Here is a 23,300-nt window from a genome sequence, read left to right on the forward strand (position 1 = left end):
GTGGCGGGCGGGCTGGCGCGGGCAGCGGTGGTCGGCACCGGGCTGATCGGCGGTTCGGTGCTGCTGCGGCTGCGCGACGCCGGGCTCGACGTCGCCGGCTGGGATCCCGATCCGGCGGCCCGCCGGCAGGTACGCGACCGGGGCGTCGACGCGCCCGACACGGTCGAGGAGGCGGTCACCGGCCGGGACGTGGTGTTCCTCTGCGGCCCGCTGCCCACGCTGCCGGCGACACTGGCCCGGGTCGCCGCCGTGACCGACGACGACTGCGTGCTCACCGACGTGGGCAGCGCCAAGGCCGAGGTGGGCACCGCCGCCACCGTTCAGGGGCTCGGGCACCGCTTCGTGCCGGGCCATCCGATGGCCGGCGCGGACCGGGCCGGCGCGGCCGCGGCCGGCCCGGACCTGCTCGACGGCGCCGCCTGGGTGCTCTGCCCGGGGCCGACCGGCCTGGGCGCGTTCCGGCGGCTGGCAGTGCTGCTGGTGGACGTCTTCCACGCCCGGGTGGTGCCCATGTCCGCCCCGGAGCACGACGGCGCCGCCGCGCTCGCCTCGCACGTACCGCACGTGCTGGCGGGCGCGCTGGCCGGCACCGTGCACCGGTCGGCGTTGCGGGACGCGGTGCTGACGCTCGCCGCCGGCAGCTTCTCCGACGGCACCCGGGTCGCCGGCGGGCCACCCGAGCGGACCGCGAACATGCTGCTCGGCAACCGGGACCGCGTGCTCGCCGAGCTGGACGCGCTCGGCGCGTTCCTGACCGAGCTGACCGAGGCGCTGCGCGCCGGCGACGCCGGTGCGCTGGCCGACCGGTTCGCCGAGGGGCGGGACGTCCGCTCCACGCTGCGGGCACGCGTGTTCAGCGCGCACCGGCGGGAGTTCCCGGCGGCCGCCGACCACGTGGGCGAGCTGGCGTACCTGCGGGAACTGGGCGCGGCGGGCGGCCACCTGAGCGAGGTGCGGGAGGCGGCCGGCGCGGTCACCTACATGGGGCACCTGCCGGCCACCCCGCCGTTAGGCTGAGCGGCATGGCTGACGCACCGGTCGTGGCGGTACGCGGTGAGGCGTACCGGGAGGTGGCTCCCGAGCTGGCCCGGTTCACCGTGACAGCGGTGGCGCGCGACCGGGACCGGGAGACCACACTGACCCGGCTGGCCGAACGGGCCGCCGCGGTGCGCGCGTTGCTCGACGCGGCCGGGCCCGTGGTGGAGCGCCGGGAGACCGGCCAGGTCCACGTCTGGCCGGTGACGAAGCGCGCCGGCGAGCGGGTGGTGGCCTACCAGGGCAGCGTGAGCACCACAGTGACGACCACCGACTTCACCGCGCTCGGTGACCTGATGCTCCGCCTGGCCGACCAGGAGCAGGTCGAGGTGGCCGGGCCGGTGTGGTCGCTGCGTCCGGACAGCCCGGCCTACCGGGAGGCGCGGCAGGCCGCGATCGCCGACGCGCTGGTCCGGGCCCGGGAGTACGCCGAGGCGCTCGGCGCCCAGGTGATCGCGTTGCGCGAGCTGTCCGACACCGGGATGAGCGCCGGGCCGCCGATGATGATGGTCGGGGCGGCGTACTCGCGCTCCGGCGAGCCGGAGCGCGAGCTGGAGCTGGACCCGGCGCCGCAGCCGGTGCAGGCGGCGGTCGAGGCGCGGTTCACCATCAGCGAGCCGGTGCTGGGCTGATGCCACAGGCGGAGGTGCTCGGGCTCGACGAACTCGTCGCCCGGGCGCGGGCCCTGGCCGAGGACGGCCCGCGTCAGCTGCTCGGCATCGCGGGCGCGCCCGGCGCGGGCAAGTCCACGCTGGCGGAACGGATCGTGGCCGCGCTCGGCCCGGTCGCCCGGCTGGTCCCGATGGACGGGTTCCACCTGGCCGGGCCGGCGCTGGCGCGGCTCGGCCGGGCCGACCGCAAGGGCGCGCCGGACACGTTCGACGTCAACGGCTTCGTCTCCACGCTACGCCGGTTGCGCCGGGTGGAACCGACGTCGGTATGGGCGCCGGAGTTCCGCCGCGACCTGGAGGAACCGGTCGCCGGGGCGATCGAGGTGCCGCCCGAGGTGCGCCTGGTGGTCACCGAGGGCAACTACCTGCTGCTGCGGGACGACCCGTGGGAGGAGGTGCGCACGCTCGTACACCAGATCTGGTTCCTGGACCTGGACGCGGAGCTGCGGCTGCGCCGGCTCACCGCGCGCCACGAGGCGTACGGGAAGTCGCCGGAGCAGGCCCGCGCGTGGGCTCTGGGCAGCGACGAGGAGAACGCCCGGCGGGTCACCGGCACGGCCGGGCACGCCGACCTGGTGGTACGCCTGGCCGACCCGCCGCAGGCGTGACGCCGGGCCGGGGCGCCGGTCCGTCGCGGGCGGGAGGCCGGGCGAGGTCAGCCGGTCCGCTGCCGGGGTGACGGCACGGTGCGGCGCAGCAGCCGGGACACCACCGCCCGCTCGCGGGTGAACTCCACCGCCTCCGGATAACCGCTGTGGCTGCGGATGGGCGGGTCGGCCACCTCGCCCCCGGACGGGTGCAGCGCCTCCGGGTCGGCCACCGGCACGTCCCGCTGACCGGCGCTGACCTGCCAGCCCAGCGGGTCGGTGTCCCGCCAGAAGTTCGTCCAGGCCACGTGCCCGCCGGGCCAGGTGAGCGCGCCGGCCAGCGCCCGCAGCCGTTCCGGCCCGAAGTAGGACGGGAAGACCCGCCCGTAGAGCCGGGTGAGCTGACAGCCGTAGGAGAAGAACCAGGTCCGTCGCCGCCACCGGCGAGGCAGTTGCAGCAGCACCGCGGCGCAGATGACGGTGCCCTGGCTGTGCCCGGAGAGGATGACGCCGTCCATCCGGTCGCCGTGGTGCGGCGGCAGCGCCAGCAGCCCCGCGACCCGGGTCTGGAGTTCCGGTACGGCCCGTTCGGCGTAGCTGGGCGGCGCGAGCGGATGCGCGGCCCGGGGCCAGAACGTGCACACGTCCCAGATCACGCCGACCGAGCGGCGTACCGAGTCGGTGCGGTAGACGAGCAGCCCGAGCGCCGCCATCACCACCGGCAGCCAGCCGAGGAGCGTGTCGCCGCGCTCGGCGGTCCAGTGGATGGCGGTCTGCCAGCCGGACGGGGACAGCGGGCTGGGCCGCTCGCCGGACAGCGCGGCGGCGCAGCAGAGGGTGACCAGGATCGCGCAGAACGCGGCGTAGCAGCCCACGAGCCGTACCGCGTGCTCGCCGACCAGCCGGTGCAGTGCCCGGTAGGTGCTGACGTCGCGGCAGCGCCGCAGGTCGTGCGCGGACAGGCCGGGCGTGGCGGCCAGCCCGGCGTACTCGACCCGGCGCAGCCGGTGCAGCAGGACGACGGCCCGGACCAGCAGCCCGATCAGCGCGGCCAGGCCGATCGCGCAGGCCAGCCCGGCCCAGAAGACGGCGAGCGGCGGCACGACCCGGCTCGGGCCGCTCGGCTCGGCGGACGCGTCGAGCCGGTCGCTGACCCAGTAGAGCAGCCCGGCGCAGTACGCCACCGCCATCATCCAGCCGAACCCGGCGATGACCGCCGGGGCGCAGCCATGCCAGGCGAGATCGGTGTACGCGCCGAGCGGCTGGGTCGGCACCGCCGGCCGCAGACGTGGCAGGAACAGTCCGGCGGCGGCCAGCGCGACGGCCGGGCCGACGAGCATCCAGGTGTGCAGCTCGTCCGGTGCGGCGGGCAGCACGGGCAGGCCGCGTTCGATCCAGGCCGCGCCGAGCGGCAGCAGCAGCATCCCGGTGGCGGGTCCGATCAGCGCCCGGCGGCCGGAGCGGTTCGCCGCGGCGATGGCGAGCAGCAACAGCACCTGGTACGCGACGAGCCAGGCGATCGCGGTGTCGTACCCGGGCAGTGACCGGTCGGCGCGACAGCCGGCGGTGTCCGGTTGCGCCGCGCACCCGTCCGGCGGCCGGTACGCCGACAGCGGCTGCCCGGCCGCCCCGTCGGGGAGCAGCAGCAGGACGAACGCCCCGACCAGTCCGAGCGCGGTGAGCGTCGCGACCGCCGCGCTCCACCGGCCGAGCGGCGTGGCGCCCTGCCGTCGGCTCAGCCAGGGCCGGGCGACCGCTACCACGGCGATCACCACCACGGCGGCGAGCAGCGCCACAGTGGGCCAGGCGACGGCGGCCCGTACGCCGCGCGGCGGATCCATGATCAGCACCGCGGCGACCGGTACGGCTGCGGCGCTGACGGCGCCGGTGCACAGGTGCAGCACGGCGGCCCGGCGCAGTTGCCCTTCCCCGTTCCAGAACGTCGGGTCCTGGAGCGGGTTCTGCGGGGGCTCGCGCGGGTTCGGTCGTTCGACCGGCTCACCATTCTCCCGGGCCGGCGCGTGGTGGTGCGGGTCGGCGGGCATCTGCGCCTCGTACTGGTAGGTGCGGAAGGCGACGAGCCCGATCGCGGCCAGCACGAGCAGCGGCAGCAGCAGCCCCAGCGCGAGCGTCCGGGTGCCCTCGCGCCACCAGGAGTCGCCGAGGAACTCCCACGGGCCGGGGAGCCGGCCGAGGCAGGCCGCGTCCACGCACTGCCAGCCGACCAGGTCCACTCCGACACCGGTCACTGTGACGACGAGCGTGCAGGTCAGGCTCAGGCAGAACAGGCGGATCAGCCAGGCGGTGATGCCGGACCGGCTGGCCCAGCGTTCCTGGTCCGGGTCGGGCGGGATGCCGGCGCGGGCGTGCAGCGCGACGTTCGCCAGCGCGAAAGGGAGCATCAGCGTCCACAGCGCCCGTTCCACGTCCCGCCGGGTCCGCGCGCCGGAGGTCAACTGCCCCCAGCTGTACGCCTCGACCGTGATCGGGTCGTCCCGGCCGGCGGTGCTGGACCGGTAGAAGCCGGTGGTCTGACCGCCGGCGACCAGTGTTGGTTGCGCACCGTCACCGTTGACACCGGCGGTCAGGCCGAGCAGCTGATCCGGCGGGGTGTTGGAGACCCCGTGCACCCGCAGTTCGAGGACCCGTTCCATTGTGCCTCCCGGTAAACGCACTACTACCCAGAGTGCGTGACCGGACGGGAATCCGCATCCGCTGGAACGGTTGTTCCCGCAGCTCAGGACGGTTGACCCAGGTTCCTGATCGGGCGAGCGGGGTTACCCACCGCCACCACGTTGGCCGGTAGGTCGCGGGTGACCACCGCGCCGGCGCCGACCACCGTGTTCTCGCCGATGGTCACCCCGGCCAGCACGATCACGCCCCCGCCGAGCCAGACGTTGTCACCGATGGTGATGGGCTGGGCTGACTCCCACTTGGCCCGGCGCGCCTCCGGCTCCACCGGGTGGGTGGCGGTGAGCAGCTGCACGTTCGGTCCGATCTGGACGTCCGCGCCGATGGTGATGCGGGCGACGTCGAGGAGGACCGCGTTGAAGTTGACGAAGGTGCGCGGGCCGATGTGCGTCTGGAAGCCGTAGTCGCAGTACAGCGGCGGCCGGACCCAGGCGTCGTCGCCGAGCGAGCCGAGCAGTTCGCGCAGCGCGGCGAGGCGGCCCGCCGGGTCGTCGGCGGAGCTGCGGTTGAAGCGTTCGCCGAGCCGGGCCGCGCGCTCCAGATCGGCGATGATCGCGGGGTCGTCGGCGATGTACTGCTCGCCGGCCAGCATCCGGTCCTTCATGGAGGTCATTGCTCGATCGTCCCGGCCCGCCCGGGACCGGGGCGGCGGTTCCGTCGGATCGGCGACTTCCCGATGCATACGCGGTATGCAATCCTGATACCCGCGTCGATGTGTCTCTCATCGATGAAACGTCCGACGAAGGAGGAAGGTTGCTCCGGAACCGCAGAAAGATGACGGCGCTCGGCCTCGGCCTGGCGCTGGCGCTCGGCCTGCCGGTGCCCGCGCTGGCCGCCGCGCCCGCCGCGCCGACCGGCCCGTCCGCCCCTGCCGGCCCGTCCGCCCAGCCCGGCGCCGGCCCGGTCACCGTCACCCTGATCACCGGCGACCGGGTCACAGTCGCCTCGGGCGGCCGTGCCGCGGTACGCCCCGGCGCCGGCCGCGCCGGCATCCAGTTCCTGGTCGGGCGGGAGCGCGACCGGCTCACCGTGCTGCCGCAGGACGCGCTCCCGCTGGTCCGCGCCGGCAAGCTCGACCGGCGCCTGTTCGACGTGAGCGGGCTGATCGAGGCCGGGTACGACGACGCGCGGCGCGGCAGCGTACCGCTGCTCGTGACGTACCGGCCGGGGGTGGCCCGGCGGACGGCGGCCCCGCTCGCGGGCGCGCGGGTGACCCGCGACCTGCCGGCGATCGCCGGCGCGGCCGTCGTCGCCGACAAGGGCGACACCGGCGCGCTCTGGAAGGCGGTGAGCGCCGACCGCTCCGGCGCCCGGCTCGACGCGGCGGGGGGTGTCGACCGGATCTGGCTCGACGGCCGGCGGCGGCTGACACTCGACCACAGCGTGCCGCAGATCGGCGCGCCGACCGCGTGGGCCGCCGGCTGGACCGGTAAGGGCGTGCGGGTCGCGGTGCTCGACACCGGCGTCGACCTCAGCCACCCGGACCTGGCCGGCAAGGTCGCCGAGTCGCGCAACTTCACCGAGGAGGCGGACCCGGACGACATCGTCGGACACGGCACGCACGTGGCCTCCACCATCGCGGGCAGCGGCGCCGCCTCGGGCGGGAAGTACCGGGGCGTGGCGCCGGACGCCACGCTGCTGTCCGGGAAGGTCTGTGAGGTCTACGGCTGCACCGAGTCGGCCATCCTGGCCGGCATGCAGTGGGCCGCGGCCGAGCAGCACGCCACTGTGGTCAACATGAGCCTCAGCGGCGGTGACACCCCGGAGGTGGACCCGCTGGAGGAGGCGGTCGGTACGCTCACCGAGCAGCACGGGACGCTGTTCGTGATCTCCGCCGGCAACGACGGCGCCGACGGTTCGGTCGGCTCGCCGGCCACCGCCGACGCCGCGCTCGCGGTCGGCGCTGTGGACCGGGACGACGTGCTCGCCGACTTCTCCAGCCGCGGGCCCCGGGTCGGCGACGGGGCGATCAAGCCGGACATCACCGCGCCGGGTGTGGAGATCGTGGCCGCGCGGGCCGCGCACGGCCAGATCGGCGACCCGGTGGGGGACCGGTACGCCTCGCTGTCCGGCACGTCGATGGCCGCCCCGCACGTGGCCGGCGCGGTCGCGCTGCTCGCCCAGCAGCACCCCGGCTGGACGCCCGAGCGCTACAAGGCGACGCTGATGGCCTCGGCGAAGCCGCACCCGGAGCAGACCGCGTTCCAGCAGGGTGCGGGCCGGGTCGACGTCGCCCGCGCGATCACCCAGCAGGTGACGAGCGAACCGGCGTCCGTCTCGTTCGGCGTGGCGGCCTGGCCGCACACCGACGACCAGCCGGTCAGCCGGACCGTCACCTACCGCAACGGCGGGACCGCCCCGCTCACGCTCGATCTGAGCACCGAGTTCACCGGACCGGGCGGGCGGACCGCGCCGGCCGGCATGCTCACCCTCAGCACCTCGCGGCTCACCGTTCCGGCGGGCGGCAGCGCCCAGGTGACAGTGGTGATCGACACCCGGCTCGGCGGCGCCGACGGCTACTGGACCGGCCGCCTGCTCGCCCGCGCCGGCGACGCGGCGGTGGTGACCCCGCTCGCTGTCGACCGCGAGGTGGAGAGCTACGACCTGACCGTGACCCACCGCAACCGCTCCGGCGCCCTGACCGACGGCTACTACACCGTCCTGCTCGGGCTCGACGACGGCACCTACCGGGACGTCTACGGCGCCGGCGGCGAGACCCGGATCCGGGTGCCGAAGGGCCGGTACGGCGTACAGAGCCTGATCTTCGTCGACGGTGACCAGGGCTGGTCGGAGGTCTCCTTCCTCGCCCAGCCGGAACTGGTGGTGGCCGGGAACCAGCGGCTCGCGCTGGACGCCCGGCGGGCGAAGCCGATCCGCACCACGGTGCCGCAGCGCGGCGCGGCGCCACTGCTGATCGACCTCACAGCGGCCTGGGGATTCGGCGACTACTACAACAGCTTCGGGCTGTGGACCGACAGGTTCGAGGGCCTCTACTCGGCCCAGATCGGCCGTACCGTCTCCGACAAGGTCTTCGTCGGCGCGCTCGCCAGCCAGTGGGTCGAGCCGACAGCGCCCGAGCGCAGCCCGTACTTCTACGGCCTGAACGACCTGTTCCCGGGCCGGTTCCCGACCGGCTTCGTCCGGCACTACCGGCCGGCCGACCTGGCCACCGTCACGAACCGGTTCGCCGCCGGCTACGCCGGGATGGACAACGAACTGGTCGTCTACGCGGAGCGCGACTACAACATGGGCGGCTCGGCGATCGTCCTGCCCGTCCAGGTGCCGGGCAAGCGGATCGACCACCTCAGCGTCACCCGGACCCGCTGGAGCGCCGAGCTGGCCTTCGGTGAGCGGGCCGAGGAGGGCTGGCTGGAGCCGCGGGCGGCGCTGGAACGAGTGCCGACCCGCTACCGGGCCGGGCACAGCTACCGCGACGAGTGGAACAAGGCCCCGTTCGGCCCGTCGTTCCCGCAGCCGCAGTGGCCGGAGCAGGGCATCACCCGTACCGGCGACACCGTCATCGTCTCGCTGCCGGTGCACAGCGACGCGGCCGGGCACCCGGGCGGCTCGCTCAACGACACCGAGCACACCCGGCTCTACCGCAACGGCAAGCTGGTCGACGAGTCGCCCTACCCGGGTTACGGCGAGTTCACAGTGCCGCCGGGAACGGCGAACTACCGGCTGGAGACCAGTGCGACGCGCGGCTTCACCGACCTGAGCACCGAGGTCACGGCGAGCTGGACGTTCCGCTCCAAGCGGGTACCGGGCGACGTGCCGGCCCGGCTGCCGGCCATGGCGGTCCGGTTCACCCCGCCGCTGGCGGCGGACAGCTCGGCCCCGGCGGGCCGGACGTTCACCGTGCCGGTGACGGTGCAGCGTCAGCCCGGCGCGCCGTCCGGCCGGGTCGTGGCGCTCACCGTCGACGTCTCCTACGACGGTGGCAAGACCTGGCAGAAGGCGGCGCTGAAGAAGCAGGGCGGGGCGTGGACGGCCACCGTCCGGCACCCGGCCGGCCCGGGGTACGCGTCGCTGCGGGCCACCGCCCGTGACGACGCCGGAAACACCGTGACCCAGCGGATCATCCAGGCGTACCGCCTGCGGTGAGCCGGCCGTCCGGGTCCGCGCGGCGGTCGCCGTCGCGGACCCGGACGGGGGTACGGCTCAGTCGTTGGCGTGCAGCGCGGCGTTGAGCGCGATGCCCTGGCCGGTGCGGGGCTTCGCCTCCAGCGCGCCGGTCACCGAGTTGCGCCAGAACAGCAGCCCGTCGACGCCGGACAGCTCGCGGGCCTTGACCGTCCGGCCGTCCGGCAGGGTGATCTTCGAGGCGGCGGTGATGTAGCAGCCGGCCTCCACCACGCAGTCGTCGCCGAGCGTGATGCCGACACCGGCGTTCGCGCCGACCAGGCTCCGCTCACCGATGCGCACCTTCTCGGTCCCGCCGCCGGAGAGCGTGCCCATGATCGAGGCGCCGCCGCCGATGTCGGAACCGTCGCCGACAACCACACCCTGCACGATGCGGCCCTCGACCATCGAGGTGCCGAGCGTGCCGGCGTTGAAGTTGACGAAGCCCTCGTGCATCACGGTGGTGCCGGACGACAGGTACGCGCCCAGCCGGACCCGGTCCGCGTCCGCGATCCGCACCCCCGACGGCACCACGTAGTCGGTCATCCGGGGGAACTTGTCCACCCCGTACACGGACAGGTGGCGGCCGGCGGCCCGCTCGATGACACGCAGCTCGTCCACCCGCTCCGGCGGGCACGGCCCGGCCGACGTCCAGGCCACGTTCGCCAGCTTGCCGAAGATGCCGTCGAGGTTCAGCTCGTTTGGCCGCACCAGGCGGTGGGAGAGCAGGTGCAACCGCAGGTACGCGTCGGCGGCGTCCTTGATCGGGTCGTCCAGCGAGCCGATCACAGTGGTCACCTCGACAGTGCGCAACCCGGGCAGCGCCCGCTCCCCGATCGCGCCCGGAGGCAGGTCGAGCACGTCGGCCCGGTCCTCGCCGGGCACCAGAGGCAGCTCGCCCAGACCCAGCTTGCCGGTCGGGTACCAGGTGTCGAGCACCTGGTCCTGCGCGGTGACGGTGGCCAGGCCGATGCCCCAGGCGGATGGTGCGGACGTCACTGTGTCACCTCTCGTTCCGGCGGCGGCGTCCGCCGCTGCTCGCGGCCGGGGGCGCGGCACGTGTCCCTCGCGCCCACCGAGGATGACGGTACCGTGCGAGACATGCAGAACCCGTTGACCCCCGAGGTCCTGGCCGATCCGGTGGCGCTGACCCGCGCCCTGGTCGACATCGAGTCGGTATCCCTCAACGAGAAGGCCATCGCCGACTGCGTCGAGGAGGTGCTGCGCGGTGTGCCGCACCTGACCACCTACCGGCACTCGAACACCGTCATGGCCCGGACCGACCTGGGTCGGGCGCAGCGCGTGGTGCTCGCCGGCCATCTGGACACCGTTCCGCTCAACGGCAACTTCCCCTCGACCATGCGTGGCGACCTGATGTACGGCTGCGGCACCTCCGACATGAAGTCCGGGGTCGCCTTCGCGCTGCACCTGGCGGTGACGCTGCCCGACCCGCGCTACGACGTCACGTACTTCTTCTACGAGGCGGAGGAGATCGAGTCGAAGTACAACGGCCTCACCCTGGTCGCGCAGAGCCACCCCGAGTGGCTGGAGGCCGACTTCGCGGTGCTGCTGGAGCCGACGTACGGGATCGTCGAGGCGGGCTGCCAGGGCACCATGCGGGCGGTGGTCACCACGCACGGCGAGCGGGCCCACGCGGCGCGCTCCTGGCACGGCGTCAACGCCATCCACGGCGCGAGCGAGGTGCTGCGGCGGCTGACCACGTACGAGGCCCGCCGGGTGACGATCGAGGGCTGCGACTACCGCGAGGGTCTCAACGCGGTGCGGATCACCGGCGGGGTGGCCGGCAACGTCATCCCGGACCGCTGCGAGATCGAGATCAACTACCGGTACGCCCCGGACCGCGACCCGGCGGGCGCCGAGGCGCACCTGCGCGAGGTCTTCGCCGGCTTCGAGCTGGAGGTCACCGACGCGGCGGCCGGTGCGCCGCCCGGACTGGAGAGCCCGGCGGCGCAGGAGTTCCTGGCGGCGGTCGGTGCGGCGCCGATCGGCAAGCTGGGCTGGACGGACGTGGCGCGGTTCGCGGCCATGGGCATTCCGGCGCTGAACTTCGGCCCGGGCGACCCGAACCTGGCGCACCACAAGGACGAGCACGTCGAACTGACCAAGATCCGGGACGGCGCGGCGACGCTGCACCGCTGGCTGGCCCCGGCCTGACGCGCTGCGATCCCGGGGTCCGCGCCCGCCTCGCGGACCCCGGGACCGTCAGACGGTCGTCGTCAGGGGTGCTTCCGCCTCGCCGGTCTCGCCGGTCAGGTCGGACCGGTGGGTCTCCATCATCCGGGCGCGGCGGCGCTCGGCCACCACGTCACGGATCCGCCGCTGCATCTGACGGCGGATCCGGATCATCTCGCTGTTACTGATCAACGCTGGCTCCTCCCCCGAAGGCGCGTCGCCCGGGGTATACCGGGTATGTGAATAGTAAGACGTACGTGCGACCGAATTAGTTGCCCGGATCCCAAAGATTTCTTCGGCTCCCGGGCCTGCGCGCCCCGCCGGAGCCGCTCTACTACGGTGACCCCATGGGCGAGAGCAGCGGAATGTCGGCCGGGCACGGCCAGCGGGGGGAGCGGCACCGGGGAGAACGGCACCGCGGCGCGGTGACGCTGCGCAACCGGGCGATTCCGACGAGTACGGCCGACCAGCGGCTGCTCGACTCCCGGGGACGCAGCGACTGGAAGACCAAGGACGCCTGGCGCGCGCTGCGGATCCTGTCCGAGTTCGTCGAGGGCTTCGACACCCTCGCCGACCTGCCCCCGGCGGTGAGCGTGTTCGGCTCCGCCCGCAGCAAGCCGGACAGCCCCGAGTGCCGGATGGCCGAGGAACTGGGCGGCGCGCTGGCCCGGGCCGGGTACGCGGTGATCACCGGTGGCGGTCCCGGCGTGATGGAGGCCGCCAACCGGGGCGCCGGTGAGGCCGGTGGCCTCTCCGTCGGGCTCGGCATCGAGCTGCCGTTCGAACAGGGCCTCAACGACTGGGTCGACCTGGCCATCGACTTCCGCTACTTCTTCGCCCGCAAGACCATGTTCGTCAAGTACGCCCAGGCGTTCGTGGTGCTGCCCGGCGGCTTCGGCACCCTGGACGAGCTGTTCGAGGCGCTCACCCTGGTGCAGACCGGCAAGGTGACCCGCTTCCCGGTCGTGCTGATGGGCACCGACTACTGGCAGGGCCTGCTCGACTGGCTGCGCGGCACCATGGCCACCGAGGGCAAGATCGGCCCGGCCGACCTCGACCTGATCCGCCTCACCGACGACGTCAACGAGGCGGTCCGGCACATCGTGGAGGCCGAGGCCGTGCTCTCCGCCGAGCAGGAAGCCGTCCGCGAGGAGGCGGTCGCCCGGGTGGCCGCCGACCAGCGCGCGGCCGCCGAGGCCGCCCCCGAGGGCCCGGCGGGACGGAGCTGACCCGTGGCCAACGTCTGTGTCTTCTGCGCGTCCTCCCGTACCCTCGACGCCCGCTGGCTGGCGCTCGCCACCGAGACCGGTGAGGAACTGGCCCGGCGCGGCCACACCTTGGTCAGCGGCGGCGGCTGCGTCGGGATGATGGGCGCCGTGGTGCAGGGCGCGCGGGCGGCCGGCGGTCGCACCGTCGGCGTCATCCCGCAGTCCCTGGTCGACCTGGAGGTCGCCGACCTGGACTCCGACGAGCTGCTGGTCACCGACAGCCTGGCCAGCCGCAAGACGCTGATGGACGAGAAGTCCGACGCGTTCGTGGCGCTGCCCGGCGGGCTCGGCACGCTCGACGAGCTGTTCGAGGTCTGGACCACAGCCACCCTGGCCCTGCACGCCAAGCCGATGGTGATCGTCGACGTGGACGGCTTCTACCGGCCGCTGCTCGACTGGATCCGCGGGCTCGGTGAGCAGCGGTTCCTCAAGCCGGCCGCGCTGGACCTGCTGCTGGTCGCCGACAGCGTCCCCGCCGCCCTGGACCTGATAGACACCCGCCTGACCTGACCCCGCCCGCCCGGTCGGCCCGTCCTTGTGCACCACCGTCTCGGCGGGCTTGATCGACACCACTTCGGGGAGGTGGTGGTGTCCGGGCGTGTGTGATGTGGCCATTTCCCCGAGGTGATGTTGATCTAGGGGTGGGATGCCGCCACTTCGCCGAAGTGGCGTGAACACCTGAGAGACGGGTGTGTGGCAGAGCCGGGCAGTGGTGCAGGCCGCGGGCAGGTGAGCTGGTGACGGACGGGATGGCGGTCGGTTTCCGGGTGTCGTACCGGCGTGGTGGGATGTCGGTGATGCAGGCGTACCGGTTGGTGCGCCGGCCCGGCGGCGCGGAGGCGGGGGTCACCCACGACGCCGGGGCGGGGCAGGGGGTGGGTCGGCCCGGTGGGCCGGCTGATGCGGAGCCGCGATCCGGGGGGTCGGCGGGCGATGCCGCACACCCGGAGACCATCACGCCGCCCGCCGACGCCACGACTCCCGCGACACCCGGCACCGGCACACGCGGAGCTGCCTCACCCGCCACCACGCCGGATGCGGGGGGCGAAGAAGCGCGGACTGGCGACGAGACCCGGGAGACCGGGGCCGGGCAGGGCCTGAGCCGTGTGCGTGCGGTGGACCCGGTGCAGGCCGAGGTGATCGCGCACACCGACGGGCCGATGCTCGTCGTGGGCGGCCCTGGCACCGGCAAGACGACGACGCTCGTCGAGGCGGTCGCGGCCCGCGTGGCCGAGGGTGTCGACCCGGAGCGGATCCTCGTGCTCACCTTCGGCCGGCGTGGCGCCACCGAACTGCGCCACCGGATCGAGGCGCGCATCGCCGAGGCCGGGCACCGGGTGATCCGTGAGCCGCTGGTGCGCACGTTCCCGGCGTACGCCTTCGGGCTGCTGCGCCGCGCGGCTGCCGAACGCGGTGAGCCCTCGCCCCGGCTGCTCACCGGCCCCGAGCAGGACCTGATCATTCGTGAGCTGCTCGACGTGGTGGGGGAGGAACCCGGCGACGACCCGGTCGGCTGGCCGGAGGACCTGCGCCCCGCGCTGCGTACCCGGGCGTTCGCCCAGCAGCTCCGCGACCTGCTGATGCGTGCCGCGGAGCGCGGCGTCGGCCCGGTCGAGCTGGCCCGGCTGGGCGAGAAGCTGGGCCGCGCCGACTGGCCGGCCGCCGCGCGCTTCCTGCGGGAGTACGTCGCCGTGCTCGCCCTGCGCGACGTGAGCAACCGGGGCTCGGTGGCGTACGACCCGGCGGAACTGGTGCGCGCCGCCACCGGCATGTTGCTCGACGACCCCGAGCTGCTCGCCGCCGAGCGTCGTCGCCTGACCCACGTGTACGTCGACGAGCTGGCCGACACCGACCCGGCCCAGCTCGACCTGCTCGCCGTGGTGGCCGGAGGCGGCCGGTCCCTCGTCGCGTTCGCCGACCCGGACTCGTCCACGTACGCGTTCCGCGGCGCCGACCCGGCGGGCGTCACCACGTTCCCGCACCGCTTCCGCACCGCCTCCGGTGCTCCGGCGGCGCAGGTCACGCTGACCACCTCGTACCGGGCCGGGCCGGAGCTGCTGGCGGCGACCGCCCGGCTGGCCCGGCGGCTGCGCGGCCCGGCGGGGCACCGGCGGCTGCGCCCGCTTCCCGGCGTGCCCGCCGGAACGGTGGAGGTACTGACGTTCCGGTCCGCCACCAGCGAGTCGGCGTGGCTGGCGCACGCGTTGCGCGAGGCGCACCTGCTCGACGGCGTGCCGTGGTCCCGGATGGCGGTGCTGGTCCGCTCCACCGGCCGGCAACTGCCGTCGCTGCGGCGCGCGCTGCACACGGCCGGTGTGCCGACCGTCGTGCACGGCGAGGACCTGCCGCTGCACCTCCAGCCGGCGGTCGCCCCGCTGCTGCTCCTGCTGCGCTGCGCGCTCGAACCCGACCGGCTGGACGAGGAGGCGGCGGTCGCGCTGCTGCACTCCCCGCTGGGCGGGGCCGACCCGCTGGCCGAACGGCGGCTGCGCCAGGGGTTGCGGGCGCTGGCGCTGGCCGCCGGCGACCGCCGTCCCTCCGGCGAGCTGCTGGTGGAGGCACTTCGCGACCCGGCCGAACTGGCCACCATCGAGCGTCGCTGGGCGGCCCCCGCGCAGGCCGTGGCGCACCTGCTCGCGACCGCCCGGGAGACGGCCGGCCGGCCCGGCGCCACAGCCGAGGACGTGCTCTGGGCGGTGTGGCGGGAGAGCGGGCTGGCCGAACGCTGGGCCGGGGCGATCACCCGGGGGCGGGCGGCCACCGGCGAGCACGAGACCGCCCAGCGCTGGCGGGCCGAGGCCGCCGACCGTGACCTGGACGCCGTACTCGTCCTCTTCGACGCGGCGGCCCGGTTCACCGACCGGTTGCCCGGCGCGCGTACCGAGGTGTTCCTCGACCACGTCCTCGGGCAGGAGCTGCCCGCCGACACGCTCGCCGCCGCCGCCGACCGGGGCGACGCGGTACGCCTGCTCACCGCGCACGCCGCCAAGGGTCTGGAGTGGGATCTGGTCGCGGTGGCCGGGGTGCAGGAGGGCGTCTGGCCGGACCTGCGCCTGCGCGGCAGCCTGCTCGGCTCGGAGCGGCTCGTCGACGTGCTCGCCGGTCGCGCCGACGGCGCCGGGCTGCGGGCCAGCCTGGTCGGGCAGACGTCGGCGCTGCTGGACGAGGAGCGGCGGCTGTTCCACGTCGCGATCAGCCGGGCGCGGCGGCGGCTGCTGGTCACCGCTGTCGCGTCCGCCGCGGTCGGCGGGGACGACCACGAGGAGCAGCCGAGCCGCTTCCTGCACGAGCTGGCCGCCGCCGACCCACCCGCCACCGGCGGAGGCGGCGCCGCCCCGACCGGCCCGAACCCGGCCGGCCCGAACCCGACCGGCCCGAACCCGACCGGGAACGGCCCGACACGTACGGCCACGCGCGGGGGCATCGTGGACGGGCCGGTGCCGCACGGGGACGAGCATCCGCAGGACGGGCCGCCCGCGGCGCTCCCGGTCACCCTGCCGCCGCGTGGGCTCACCCTGTCCGCGCTGGTGGCGGAGCTGCGTACCGCAGTCACCGACCCGGCGACGCCGATCACCCGGCGGCACGCGGCGGCGGGTGAGCTGGCGCGGCTGGCCGCCGCCGGCGTGCCCGGCGCGCACCCGGACGACTGGTGGGGGCTGCGCGGCCTGTCCGACGACCGGCCGCTCGTCGACGAGGGCGAGCCGGTACGGGTCACCCCGTCGGCGATGGAGAGCGCGTTGCGGTGCAGCCTGCGCTGGCTGCTGGAACGGCACGGCGGCAGCGGCCCGGCCAGCGCCGCGCAGGGCGTGGGCAACCTGGTGCACGCCGCCGCGATGCTGGCCGAGGATGCCAGCGTCGACCGGGAGGCGCTGCTGGAGTACGTGGCCGCCCGGTTCGACGCGATCGAGCTGGCCGCCCGGTGGATGGCCGGCCCGGAGCGGCAGCGCGCCGAGGCGATGGTGGACAAGCTGCTGCGCTGGCTGGCCGGCAACCCGCGCCGGCTGCTCGCGATCGAGCACGAGTTCGCGGTCCGGCTCGACGACCCGTCCCGTCCGATCGAGCTGACCGGCCGGGTCGACCGGCTGGAGGTCGACGACGAGGGGCGGCTCGTGGTGATCGACCTGAAGACCGGCAAGTCGACGGCTGTCACCGAGCGGGAGGTGGCCGAGCATCCGCAGCTCGGTGCGTACCAGGCAGCGGTGGAGGCGGGCGGGTTCGCCGAGTTCGGCGAGGAACCGGGCGGGGCGGCGCTGGTGCAGCTCGGCACCGGCGCGCGGGACGCCAAGGAGCAGACCCAGGCGGCGGCCGGGGAGGGCCCGGAGGCCGGGTGGGCCACCGCGCTGGTGCGCCGTACCGCAGACACGATGGCCGCCTCGACGTTCGCCGCAGTGGCCAACTCCAAGTGCCGGGTCTGCCCGGTACGCACCAGCTGCCCGGTGTCCGGCCAGGGCCGCCAGGTGGTCGAGCCGCCACCGGAGAACTCATGACTGTTCAGCCGGCGCTGTTCGGCGCCTCCGCCACGCCCGCGCCGCGCACCGCCGACGCGGGGCCCCGCTACACGCCCGTCGAGCTGGCCCGGCTGCTGCGGCTGCCGGCGCCCACCCGGGAGCAGGCCGCGATCATCGCCGCGCCGGTGGAGCCGCTGCTGGTGGTCGCGGGCGCCGGCTCGGGCAAGACCGAGACGATGGCCGCGCGGGTGATGTGGCTGGTCGCCAACTCCTACGTACGCCCCGAGCACATCCTCGGCCTCACCTTCACCCGCAAGGCGGCCGGCGAGCTGGCGCACCGGGTCCGCACCCGGCTCGACCAGCTCATCCGGCGGCTCGGCCGGCAGGGGCGGGATCCGCACGACGACCCGCTGGCGGGCGAGCCGACCGTGTCCACGTACCACTCGTACGCCGGGCGGATCGTCACCGAGCACGGGTTGCGCGCCGGGTACGAGCCGACCACCCGGCTGCTCACCGAGGCGTCCCGCTGGCAGCTCGTCGACCTGCTGGTGCGCAACTACGACGGCGACATGTCCGAGGTGGACCGGATGCCGTCGACCATCACCGACGCCGTGCTGGCGCTCGCCGGTGAGCTGGACGAGCACCTGGTCGACCCGGACGAGCTGGCCGCCTGGACCGGCCGGTTCTTCGCCGACGTGCAGTCCCGGCCGGGCCGGGTCTACGCCGACGTCCGCAAGGCGCTCCAGCTCCAGCGGACCCGGCTGAAGCTGCTGCCGCTCGTGCGCGCGTACGCCCGGCGCAAGGACGACTTCGAGGCGATGGACTTCGCCGACCAGCTCGCCCGCGCGGCCCGGGTGGCCCGTGACCATCCCGGCGTCGGGGTGATCGAGCGGGACCGGTTCCGGGTGGTGCTGCTCGACGAGTACCAGGACACCAGCCACGCCCAGGTGGTGCTGCTCAACGCGCTGTTCGGCGGCGGCCACCCGGTCACCGCGGTCGGCGACCCCTGCCAGTCCATCTACGGCTGGCGCGGGGCCAGCGCCGGCACGCTCGACCGGTTCCCGGCCGAGTTCGCCCGCACCGACGGCAGCCCGGCCGACGTGCTCAGCCTGACCACGAGCTGGCGCAACCGGCCGGAGATCCTCGGCGTGGCCAACACGCTGTCGGTGCCGCTGCGGGCGGCCGGCGCGCGGGTGCCGGAACTGCACGCCGCGCTCAGCGTCCGCGACCCGATCCCGCACCGCACGCCGGGCGGGCAGGCCGGCGGCACCGTGCGCTGCGCGCTGCTGGAGACGTACGCCGACGAGGCCGACTGGATCGCGGACAGCGTGCTGGCGGCCTGGCGGGGCGCGGCCGGGATGCCCGGCGCGCTGCCCGAGCACATCCCCGCCGACCGCCGCCCGACCACTGCGGTGCTGGTGCGGCTGCGCAGCCAGATCCCGGCGATCGAGGCGGCGTTGCGTGCCCGCGGACTGCCGGTCGACGTGGTCGGCCTGGGTGGGCTGCTGGACACCCCCGAGGTACGGGACGTGGTGTGCACGCTGCGCGTGCTCGCCGACCCGACCGACGGGGCGGCGCTGCTGCGGCTGCTGACAGGCGCGCGCTGGCGGATCGGCCCGCGTGATCTGGTCGCCCTGCACCGCCGGGCCCGCGCCATCGCCCGCAGCCGCCGGGAGCTCACCGGCGACGAGGGCCCGGAGATCACCGTGGACGCGCTGGACGAGGCCACACTGGTCGAGGCGCTGGCGGACCTGGGGCCGGCGCAGGCGTACTCGGCCGAGGGCTACGCGCGGCTGCGCTCGTACGGGATGGAGCTGGCGCTGCTGCGCTACCGGCTGGACCAGTCCCTGCCGGAGCTGATCGCGGACATCGAGCGGACCATCGGGCTCGACGTCGAGGTGGCGGTCCGGGCCGGCCGGGACGGCGCGGGCGACGCCGGGCTGGCCCGCGCGCACCTGGACGCGCTCGGCGACGTGGCGGCCCGGTTCAGCGGCGAGACGCCCGGCGCCACGCTGGCCGGTTTCCTCGCCTACCTGGCCGCCGCCGAGGACGAGGAGCGCGGGCTGGCGCCCGGCGAGGTCGAGGTGGTGGCCGGCGCGGTGCAGGTGCTCACCGCGCACGCCGCGAAGGGCCTGGAGTGGGACGTGGTGGCGGTGGCGGGGATGACCCGGGGCGTCTGGCCGGGGCCGGTCCGCAACTCCGACCACTGGCTGGGCGGGCTGGGCGTGTTGCCGTTCCCGTTGCGCGGCGACGCGGACGGGCTGCCCGAGCTGGCCCTGCCGGAGGCGGAGGACCAGCGCGGCGTGGCCCGGGCGCTGACCGACTTCACCGACGCCTGGCGGGCGCACGACGAGCGGGAGGAGCGCCGGCTGGCGTACGTGGCGGTGACCCGCCCGCGCCGGCTGCTGCTCTGCTCCGGCTACTGGTGGGGGGAGGGGACCAAGCGGTTCCGCGGCCCGTCGGTGTTCCTGCGGGAGGTGCACGACGCCTGCCTGGCGGGCGCGGACGGGCACGTGGTGGACGCGTGGACGCCGGAGCCGGCCGGGGACGCGGTGAACCCGACCACCGAGACGGTGCTGCGGGCCGAGTGGCCGGCCGACCCGCTGGGCACCCGCCGCCCGGCGCTGACCGAGGCGGCGGCGCTGGTCCGCCGCCACCTGGCCGACCCGGAGACGGCCCGTCGCGAGGCGGCAGTGCTCGCCACCACGGGAGCGGCGGACGACGCCGAGGTGGCCCGCTGGCGGCGCGAGGCCGATCTCCTGCTCGCCGAGCGGGCGGAGCTGGCCCGGCAGGCCGAGGCGGTCGAGGTCGAACTACCCGGCCAGCTCTCGGTGACCCAGCTCGTGGCGTTGCGCCGCGACCCGGAGGCGCTGGCCCGTACGCTGCGCCGCCCGATGCCGACCGAACCGAACCCGTACGCCAGGCGCGGCACCGCGTTCCACGCCTGGCTGGAGCAGCGCTTCGGCACCGACCGGCTGCTCGACGTGGACGAGCTGCCCGGCGCGGCGGACGAGGACGCGGCCCCGGACGAGGCGCTGGCCGAGTTGCAGGAGCGCTTCCTGGCCGGCGAGTGGGCCGACCGGGTGCCGGTGGAGGTGGAGGTGCCGTTCGCCACTGTCATCGCCGGGGTGGTGATCAGGGGGCGGATGGACGCCGTGTTCGCCCGCCCGGGTGGGCGCTACGACGTGGTCGACTGGAAGACCGGGCGGCAGCCGGCCGGCCGGGAGGCCGACGCGGCGGCGGTGCAGCTGGCTGTCTACCGGCTGGCCTGGGCGGAACTGGCCGGGGTGCCGGTGGACCGGGTCGGCGCCGCGTTCCACTACGTGCGGGACTCCGCCACCGTCCGCCCGGCCGATCTGCTCGACGCGGAGGGACTGGCCGCCTTGGTGGCCGCCGTGCCGGAAATCCCGGGGGATCTCCCGGAGCGCGCGAATCCGTGATACGTTGGCTGGGTTGCAGTTTTGGTTTCCAGAGACTCTGTGTGCGCCTGGCGGATTGTGGCCCCAGGCGCTCTTTGTTGTGTCCGGAGTTCTCCGGGCGGGGCGACCAGCAGCGACAGGCACGCCGCGTATTCCACGCGCGGGGTGCTCCTCTCCGGCCCGCAACACGTGCGGGCCGACCGTTCCGTCAAGGAGACGAAACACATGGCAATTGGCACCGTCAAGTGGTTCAACGCTGACAAGGGCTTCGGCTTCATCACCCCGGACGACGGCGGCGCCGACGTCTTCGCCCACTTCTCGGCGATCCAGACCTCCGGCTACCGGAGCCTGGACGAGAACCAGCGGGTCGAGTTCGAGGTGACCCAGGGCCAGAAGGGCCCGCAGGCGGAGAACATCCGCCCGCTCTGATCTTCGGATCAACCGGCACCACCATCGCGCCCTCTCGGGCGTGGTGCACGGGCCGGCCCGCCTCTGCCGGGCCGGCCCGTCCCTTTCGGTTCGTGCTTGTGACCACCGGCGACGCCGGTGACGCGCCGCTGTCCGGCGCCCTTCCTCGACACGTGCCGCCTCGAGGAAGGCTTTCCGCATGACCACGACCCTGCCCACGTTCGCCGCCACCGGCCTGGCCCCGGCGCTCGTCTCCGAGCTGGCCGCGCAGGGCATCTCCGCGCCGTTCCCGATCCAGGCGGCGACGATCCCGGACTCGCTGGCCGGCCGCGACGTGCTCGGCCGGGGCCGTACCGGCTCCGGCAAGACGCTCGCGTTCGGGCTGCCGCTGCTGCACCGTACGGCCGGCCGCCGGGCCCGACCGGGCCGCCCGCTCGCGCTGGTGCTCGTACCCACCCGTGAACTGGCCGCGCAGGTCACCGAAGCGCTCGCCCCGTACGCCGCCACGCTCGGCCTGCGCTGCGCCACAGTGGTCGGCGGGCTCTCGCTGACCCGGCAGGCGGCCGCGCTGCGCGCCGGCGCCGAGGTGCTGGTGGCCACGCCGGGCCGGCTGCACGACCTGATCGACCGCGGGGACGCCCGGCTGGACCAGGTGGCCATCACCGTGCTGGACGAGGCGGACCAGATGGCCGACATGGGCTTCCTGCCGCAGGTGACGAAGCTGCTGGAGCAGGTCGCGCCGGGCGGGCAGCGGATGCTGTTCTCGGCCACGCTGGACCGCGGCGTGGACCGGCTGGTCCGCCGGTTCCTCACCGACCCGGTGACGCACTCCGTCGACCCGGGCACCGCCACCGTCACCGCGATGACGCACCACGTGCTGCACCTGGACGCGGAGGACAAGCCGGCCGCGCTGGCGCACATCGCCGCCCGCGAGGGCCGCACCATCGTCTTCATCGCCACCAAGCACCGCGCCGACCGGGTGGCCCGCCAGCTGCTCGCCAAGGGCGTACGCGCGGCGGCGCTGCACGGTGGCAAGTCGCAGCCGCAGCGCACCCGCATCCTGGAGCAATTCCGCACCGGCCAGGTCACCGCGCTGGTGGCCACCGACGTGGCGGCCCGGGGCATCCACGTCGACGGGCTGGACCTGGTCGTCAACGCCGACCCGCCCACCGAGGCCAAGGACTACCTGCACCGGGGCGGCCGGACCGCCCGGGCCGGGGAGTCGGGCACTGTGGTCACGCTCGTGCTGCCGGACCAGCGCCGCGACGTCGCCCGGATGATGACCACCGCGGGCATCAACCCCAAGACCACGCGGGTACGCGCCGGCGACAGCGAGCTGAGCCGGCTCACCGGCGCCCGGGAGCCGTCCGGCGTGCCGGTGACCATCACCGCGCCCGCCGCCGCGCATCCCGCCCCGGGAACCCGTCCTCGCCGGCGCCCGCGCCGCCGCTGACCGCGGCCTGCGCCTGACCGGCTCGCCTCCGAGCGGGCCGCTTCCGAGCGGGCCGCTTCCGATCGGGCGGAGAGTTCGCTCCTGAGTCGGGAATCAGTCGATGTTCGGTCGGCTGCCCGACTGTGCGACCGGAACCCGACGGTGATGCTGCTGCGCGGGGGACCGGTCGGGGGGTCGGCCGGACGCGGAGGGAGCGGTTCATGGCGGGGGAAGCCGGATCGGGCGGAGCGCGGGAAGTGGTGCTGGTGCTCGCGGTGGCGGGGGCCGGCCTGGCGCTCGCCGCGGTGGCCGCGTTCGGGCCGTGGCAGCCGTCCGACGGCGGCTCGCCGGATCGCGGCGCCGCCCGCAGCTTCACGCCCGGGATGCGCGCCCCGCACACTCAGTAGCCGCCCGGGGCGGACGATGCCGAGATACCGATATGACCCTCAGGCATAAATATGCCCCAGAGTCATATCGGCCGGGAGTCATGCCTCTGCGGCCGACGACCGCCCGGGCGCGTCGCCCTGGGCTTCCGCACAGCGATCATGCGGTCCCGCCGCCGGCCCCATGACGGACGCGCGTCAGGGCGCCGTGGCCCGGTCGCTCAGCAGATCGGCGAGCGTGGTCCGGTCCACGACCAGGGCGATGGCGCCGTCCACCGCCAGCCACACGTCCCGCAGGCCGGTGGCCACGCCGTGGTAGCCGGCCCGGTCGGCGGGGATGCCCCGGACGCTCGTGATCGCGCCGCCTACCGCGCGCAGCACGTCGCCCACACTGATCTCGTCCGGTGGGCGGGTCAGCGCGTACCCGCCCTCGGTGCCGCGGTGGCTGTGCAGCAGTCCGGCCCGCCGCAGGTCGAGCAGGATCCCCTGGAGGAAGCTGAGCGGGATGTCCTGGCTCTCGGCCAGGCTCGCCGCCTTGACCAGCTCGCCGCCGCCGGCCGCCGGGTCGCCTGTGGTGACGGCGGCGTCGGCGACGGCGAGCATGGCCCGGAGCGCGTAGTCGGCGCGCGCGGAGATGTACACG

Annotated in this window: 17 protein-coding genes; 12 read left to right on the forward strand and 5 right to left on the reverse strand. The window is 74.9% G+C overall.

Going from position 1 to position 23,300, the window contains the following annotated elements; genetic code table 11:
• Genes FHX31_RS02385 through FHX31_RS02395 form a run of 3 tightly spaced genes read left to right on the forward strand, consistent with a single transcriptional unit; the run spans window position 1 to window position 2,314 of the window.
• Window positions 1–1,017, forward strand: coding sequence for a prephenate dehydrogenase/arogenate dehydrogenase family protein (locus FHX31_RS02385; protein ID WP_184974890.1), 1,017 nt, complete (start codon window positions 1–3; stop codon window positions 1,015–1,017).
• 5 nt (window positions 1,018–1,022) lie between these two features.
• Complete coding sequence (locus FHX31_RS02390) at window positions 1,023–1,667, forward strand: SIMPL domain-containing protein (RefSeq protein ID WP_013288433.1); 645 nt, start codon at window positions 1,023–1,025, stop codon at window positions 1,665–1,667.
• Complete coding sequence (locus FHX31_RS02395) at window positions 1,667–2,314, forward strand: nucleoside/nucleotide kinase family protein (RefSeq protein ID WP_123110457.1); 648 nt, start codon at window positions 1,667–1,669, stop codon at window positions 2,312–2,314. The genes FHX31_RS02390 and FHX31_RS02395 overlap by 1 nt, the downstream gene beginning before the upstream one ends.
• Before the next feature lie 47 nt (window positions 2,315–2,361).
• Here FHX31_RS02395 and FHX31_RS02400 read toward each other — a convergent pair whose 3' ends face one another.
• Both FHX31_RS02400 and FHX31_RS02405 read right to left on the reverse strand, forming a co-directional pair.
• Window positions 2,362–4,947: a hypothetical protein gene (locus tag FHX31_RS02400; protein WP_184974894.1), complete on the reverse strand. Its 2,586-nt coding sequence runs from the start codon at window positions 4,945–4,947 to the stop codon at window positions 2,362–2,364.
• A gap of 83 nt (window positions 4,948–5,030) precedes the next feature.
• A complete protein-coding gene (locus tag FHX31_RS02405; protein WP_013288430.1) occupies window positions 5,031–5,597 on the reverse strand; it encodes a sugar O-acetyltransferase in 567 nt (188 codons plus the stop codon).
• A 140-nt stretch (window positions 5,598–5,737) separates the two neighbouring features.
• Between FHX31_RS02405 and FHX31_RS02410 the strand changes: the two genes are divergently transcribed.
• Entirely contained in the window at window positions 5,738–9,088 is a 3,351-nt protein-coding gene (locus tag FHX31_RS02410; RefSeq protein WP_184974897.1) for a S8 family serine peptidase, read from the forward strand.
• Between the two features lie 57 nt (window positions 9,089–9,145).
• On the opposite strand, the gene dapD is transcribed toward FHX31_RS02410, so the two are convergent.
• Window positions 9,146–10,105: a 2,3,4,5-tetrahydropyridine-2,6-dicarboxylate N-succinyltransferase gene (dapD, locus tag FHX31_RS02415; RefSeq protein WP_013288428.1), complete on the reverse strand. Its 960-nt coding sequence runs from the start codon at window positions 10,103–10,105 to the stop codon at window positions 9,146–9,148.
• A 102-nt stretch (window positions 10,106–10,207) separates the two neighbouring features.
• Between dapD and dapE the strand changes: the two genes are divergently transcribed.
• Entirely contained in the window at window positions 10,208–11,281 is a 1,074-nt protein-coding gene (gene dapE / locus FHX31_RS02420) for a succinyl-diaminopimelate desuccinylase (protein ID WP_030273854.1), read from the forward strand.
• A 48-nt stretch (window positions 11,282–11,329) separates the two neighbouring features.
• On the opposite strand, the gene FHX31_RS02425 is transcribed toward dapE, so the two are convergent.
• Window positions 11,330–11,491, reverse strand: coding sequence for a hypothetical protein (locus FHX31_RS02425; RefSeq protein WP_013288426.1), 162 nt, complete (start codon window positions 11,489–11,491; stop codon window positions 11,330–11,332).
• A gap of 173 nt (window positions 11,492–11,664) precedes the next feature.
• Here FHX31_RS02425 and FHX31_RS02430 point away from each other — a divergent pair, with 173 nt between their 5' ends.
• The 7 genes from FHX31_RS02430 (at window position 11,665) to FHX31_RS02460 (ending at window position 22,681) form a co-directional block, all read left to right on the forward strand.
• Entirely contained in the window at window positions 11,665–12,528 is an 864-nt protein-coding gene (locus FHX31_RS02430; RefSeq protein WP_013288425.1) for an LOG family protein, read from the forward strand.
• A 3-nt stretch (window positions 12,529–12,531) separates the two neighbouring features.
• Window positions 12,532–13,077: an LOG family protein gene (locus FHX31_RS02435; RefSeq protein WP_013288424.1), complete on the forward strand. Its 546-nt coding sequence runs from the start codon at window positions 12,532–12,534 to the stop codon at window positions 13,075–13,077.
• Between the two features lie 287 nt (window positions 13,078–13,364).
• Window positions 13,365–17,054: an ATP-dependent DNA helicase gene (locus FHX31_RS02440; RefSeq protein ID WP_184977736.1), complete on the forward strand. Its 3,690-nt coding sequence runs from the start codon at window positions 13,365–13,367 to the stop codon at window positions 17,052–17,054.
• The gene (locus tag FHX31_RS02445; RefSeq protein ID WP_184974900.1) at window positions 17,051–20,455 is read left to right on the forward strand and encodes an ATP-dependent DNA helicase; all 3,405 of its coding nucleotides are present in this window, start codon (window positions 17,051–17,053) and stop codon (window positions 20,453–20,455) included. The genes FHX31_RS02440 and FHX31_RS02445 overlap by 4 nt, the downstream gene beginning before the upstream one ends.
• 204 nt (window positions 20,456–20,659) lie before the next feature.
• Window positions 20,660–20,863 (forward strand): transcription antiterminator/RNA stability regulator CspE, encoded by a 204-nt coding sequence (cspE, locus tag FHX31_RS02450; RefSeq protein ID WP_013288421.1) that lies wholly within the window; start codon window positions 20,660–20,662, stop codon window positions 20,861–20,863.
• Between the two features lie 178 nt (window positions 20,864–21,041).
• Window positions 21,042–22,295, forward strand: coding sequence for a DEAD/DEAH box helicase (locus FHX31_RS02455; RefSeq protein ID WP_184974902.1), 1,254 nt, complete (start codon window positions 21,042–21,044; stop codon window positions 22,293–22,295).
• 200 nt (window positions 22,296–22,495) lie between these two features.
• Window positions 22,496–22,681: a hypothetical protein gene (locus FHX31_RS02460; protein ID WP_013288419.1), complete on the forward strand. Its 186-nt coding sequence runs from the start codon at window positions 22,496–22,498 to the stop codon at window positions 22,679–22,681.
• A gap of 174 nt (window positions 22,682–22,855) precedes the next feature.
• Here the strand turns inward: FHX31_RS02460 and FHX31_RS02465 are convergent, their stop codons facing one another.
• Window positions 22,856–23,299, reverse strand: a complete 444-nt coding sequence (locus FHX31_RS02465; protein ID WP_030273860.1) for an RrF2 family transcriptional regulator — start codon at window positions 23,297–23,299, stop codon at window positions 22,856–22,858.
• Window position 23,300 lies beyond the last annotated feature (1 nt).

Source organism: Micromonospora sp. CNZ286 (assembly GCF_014207755.1).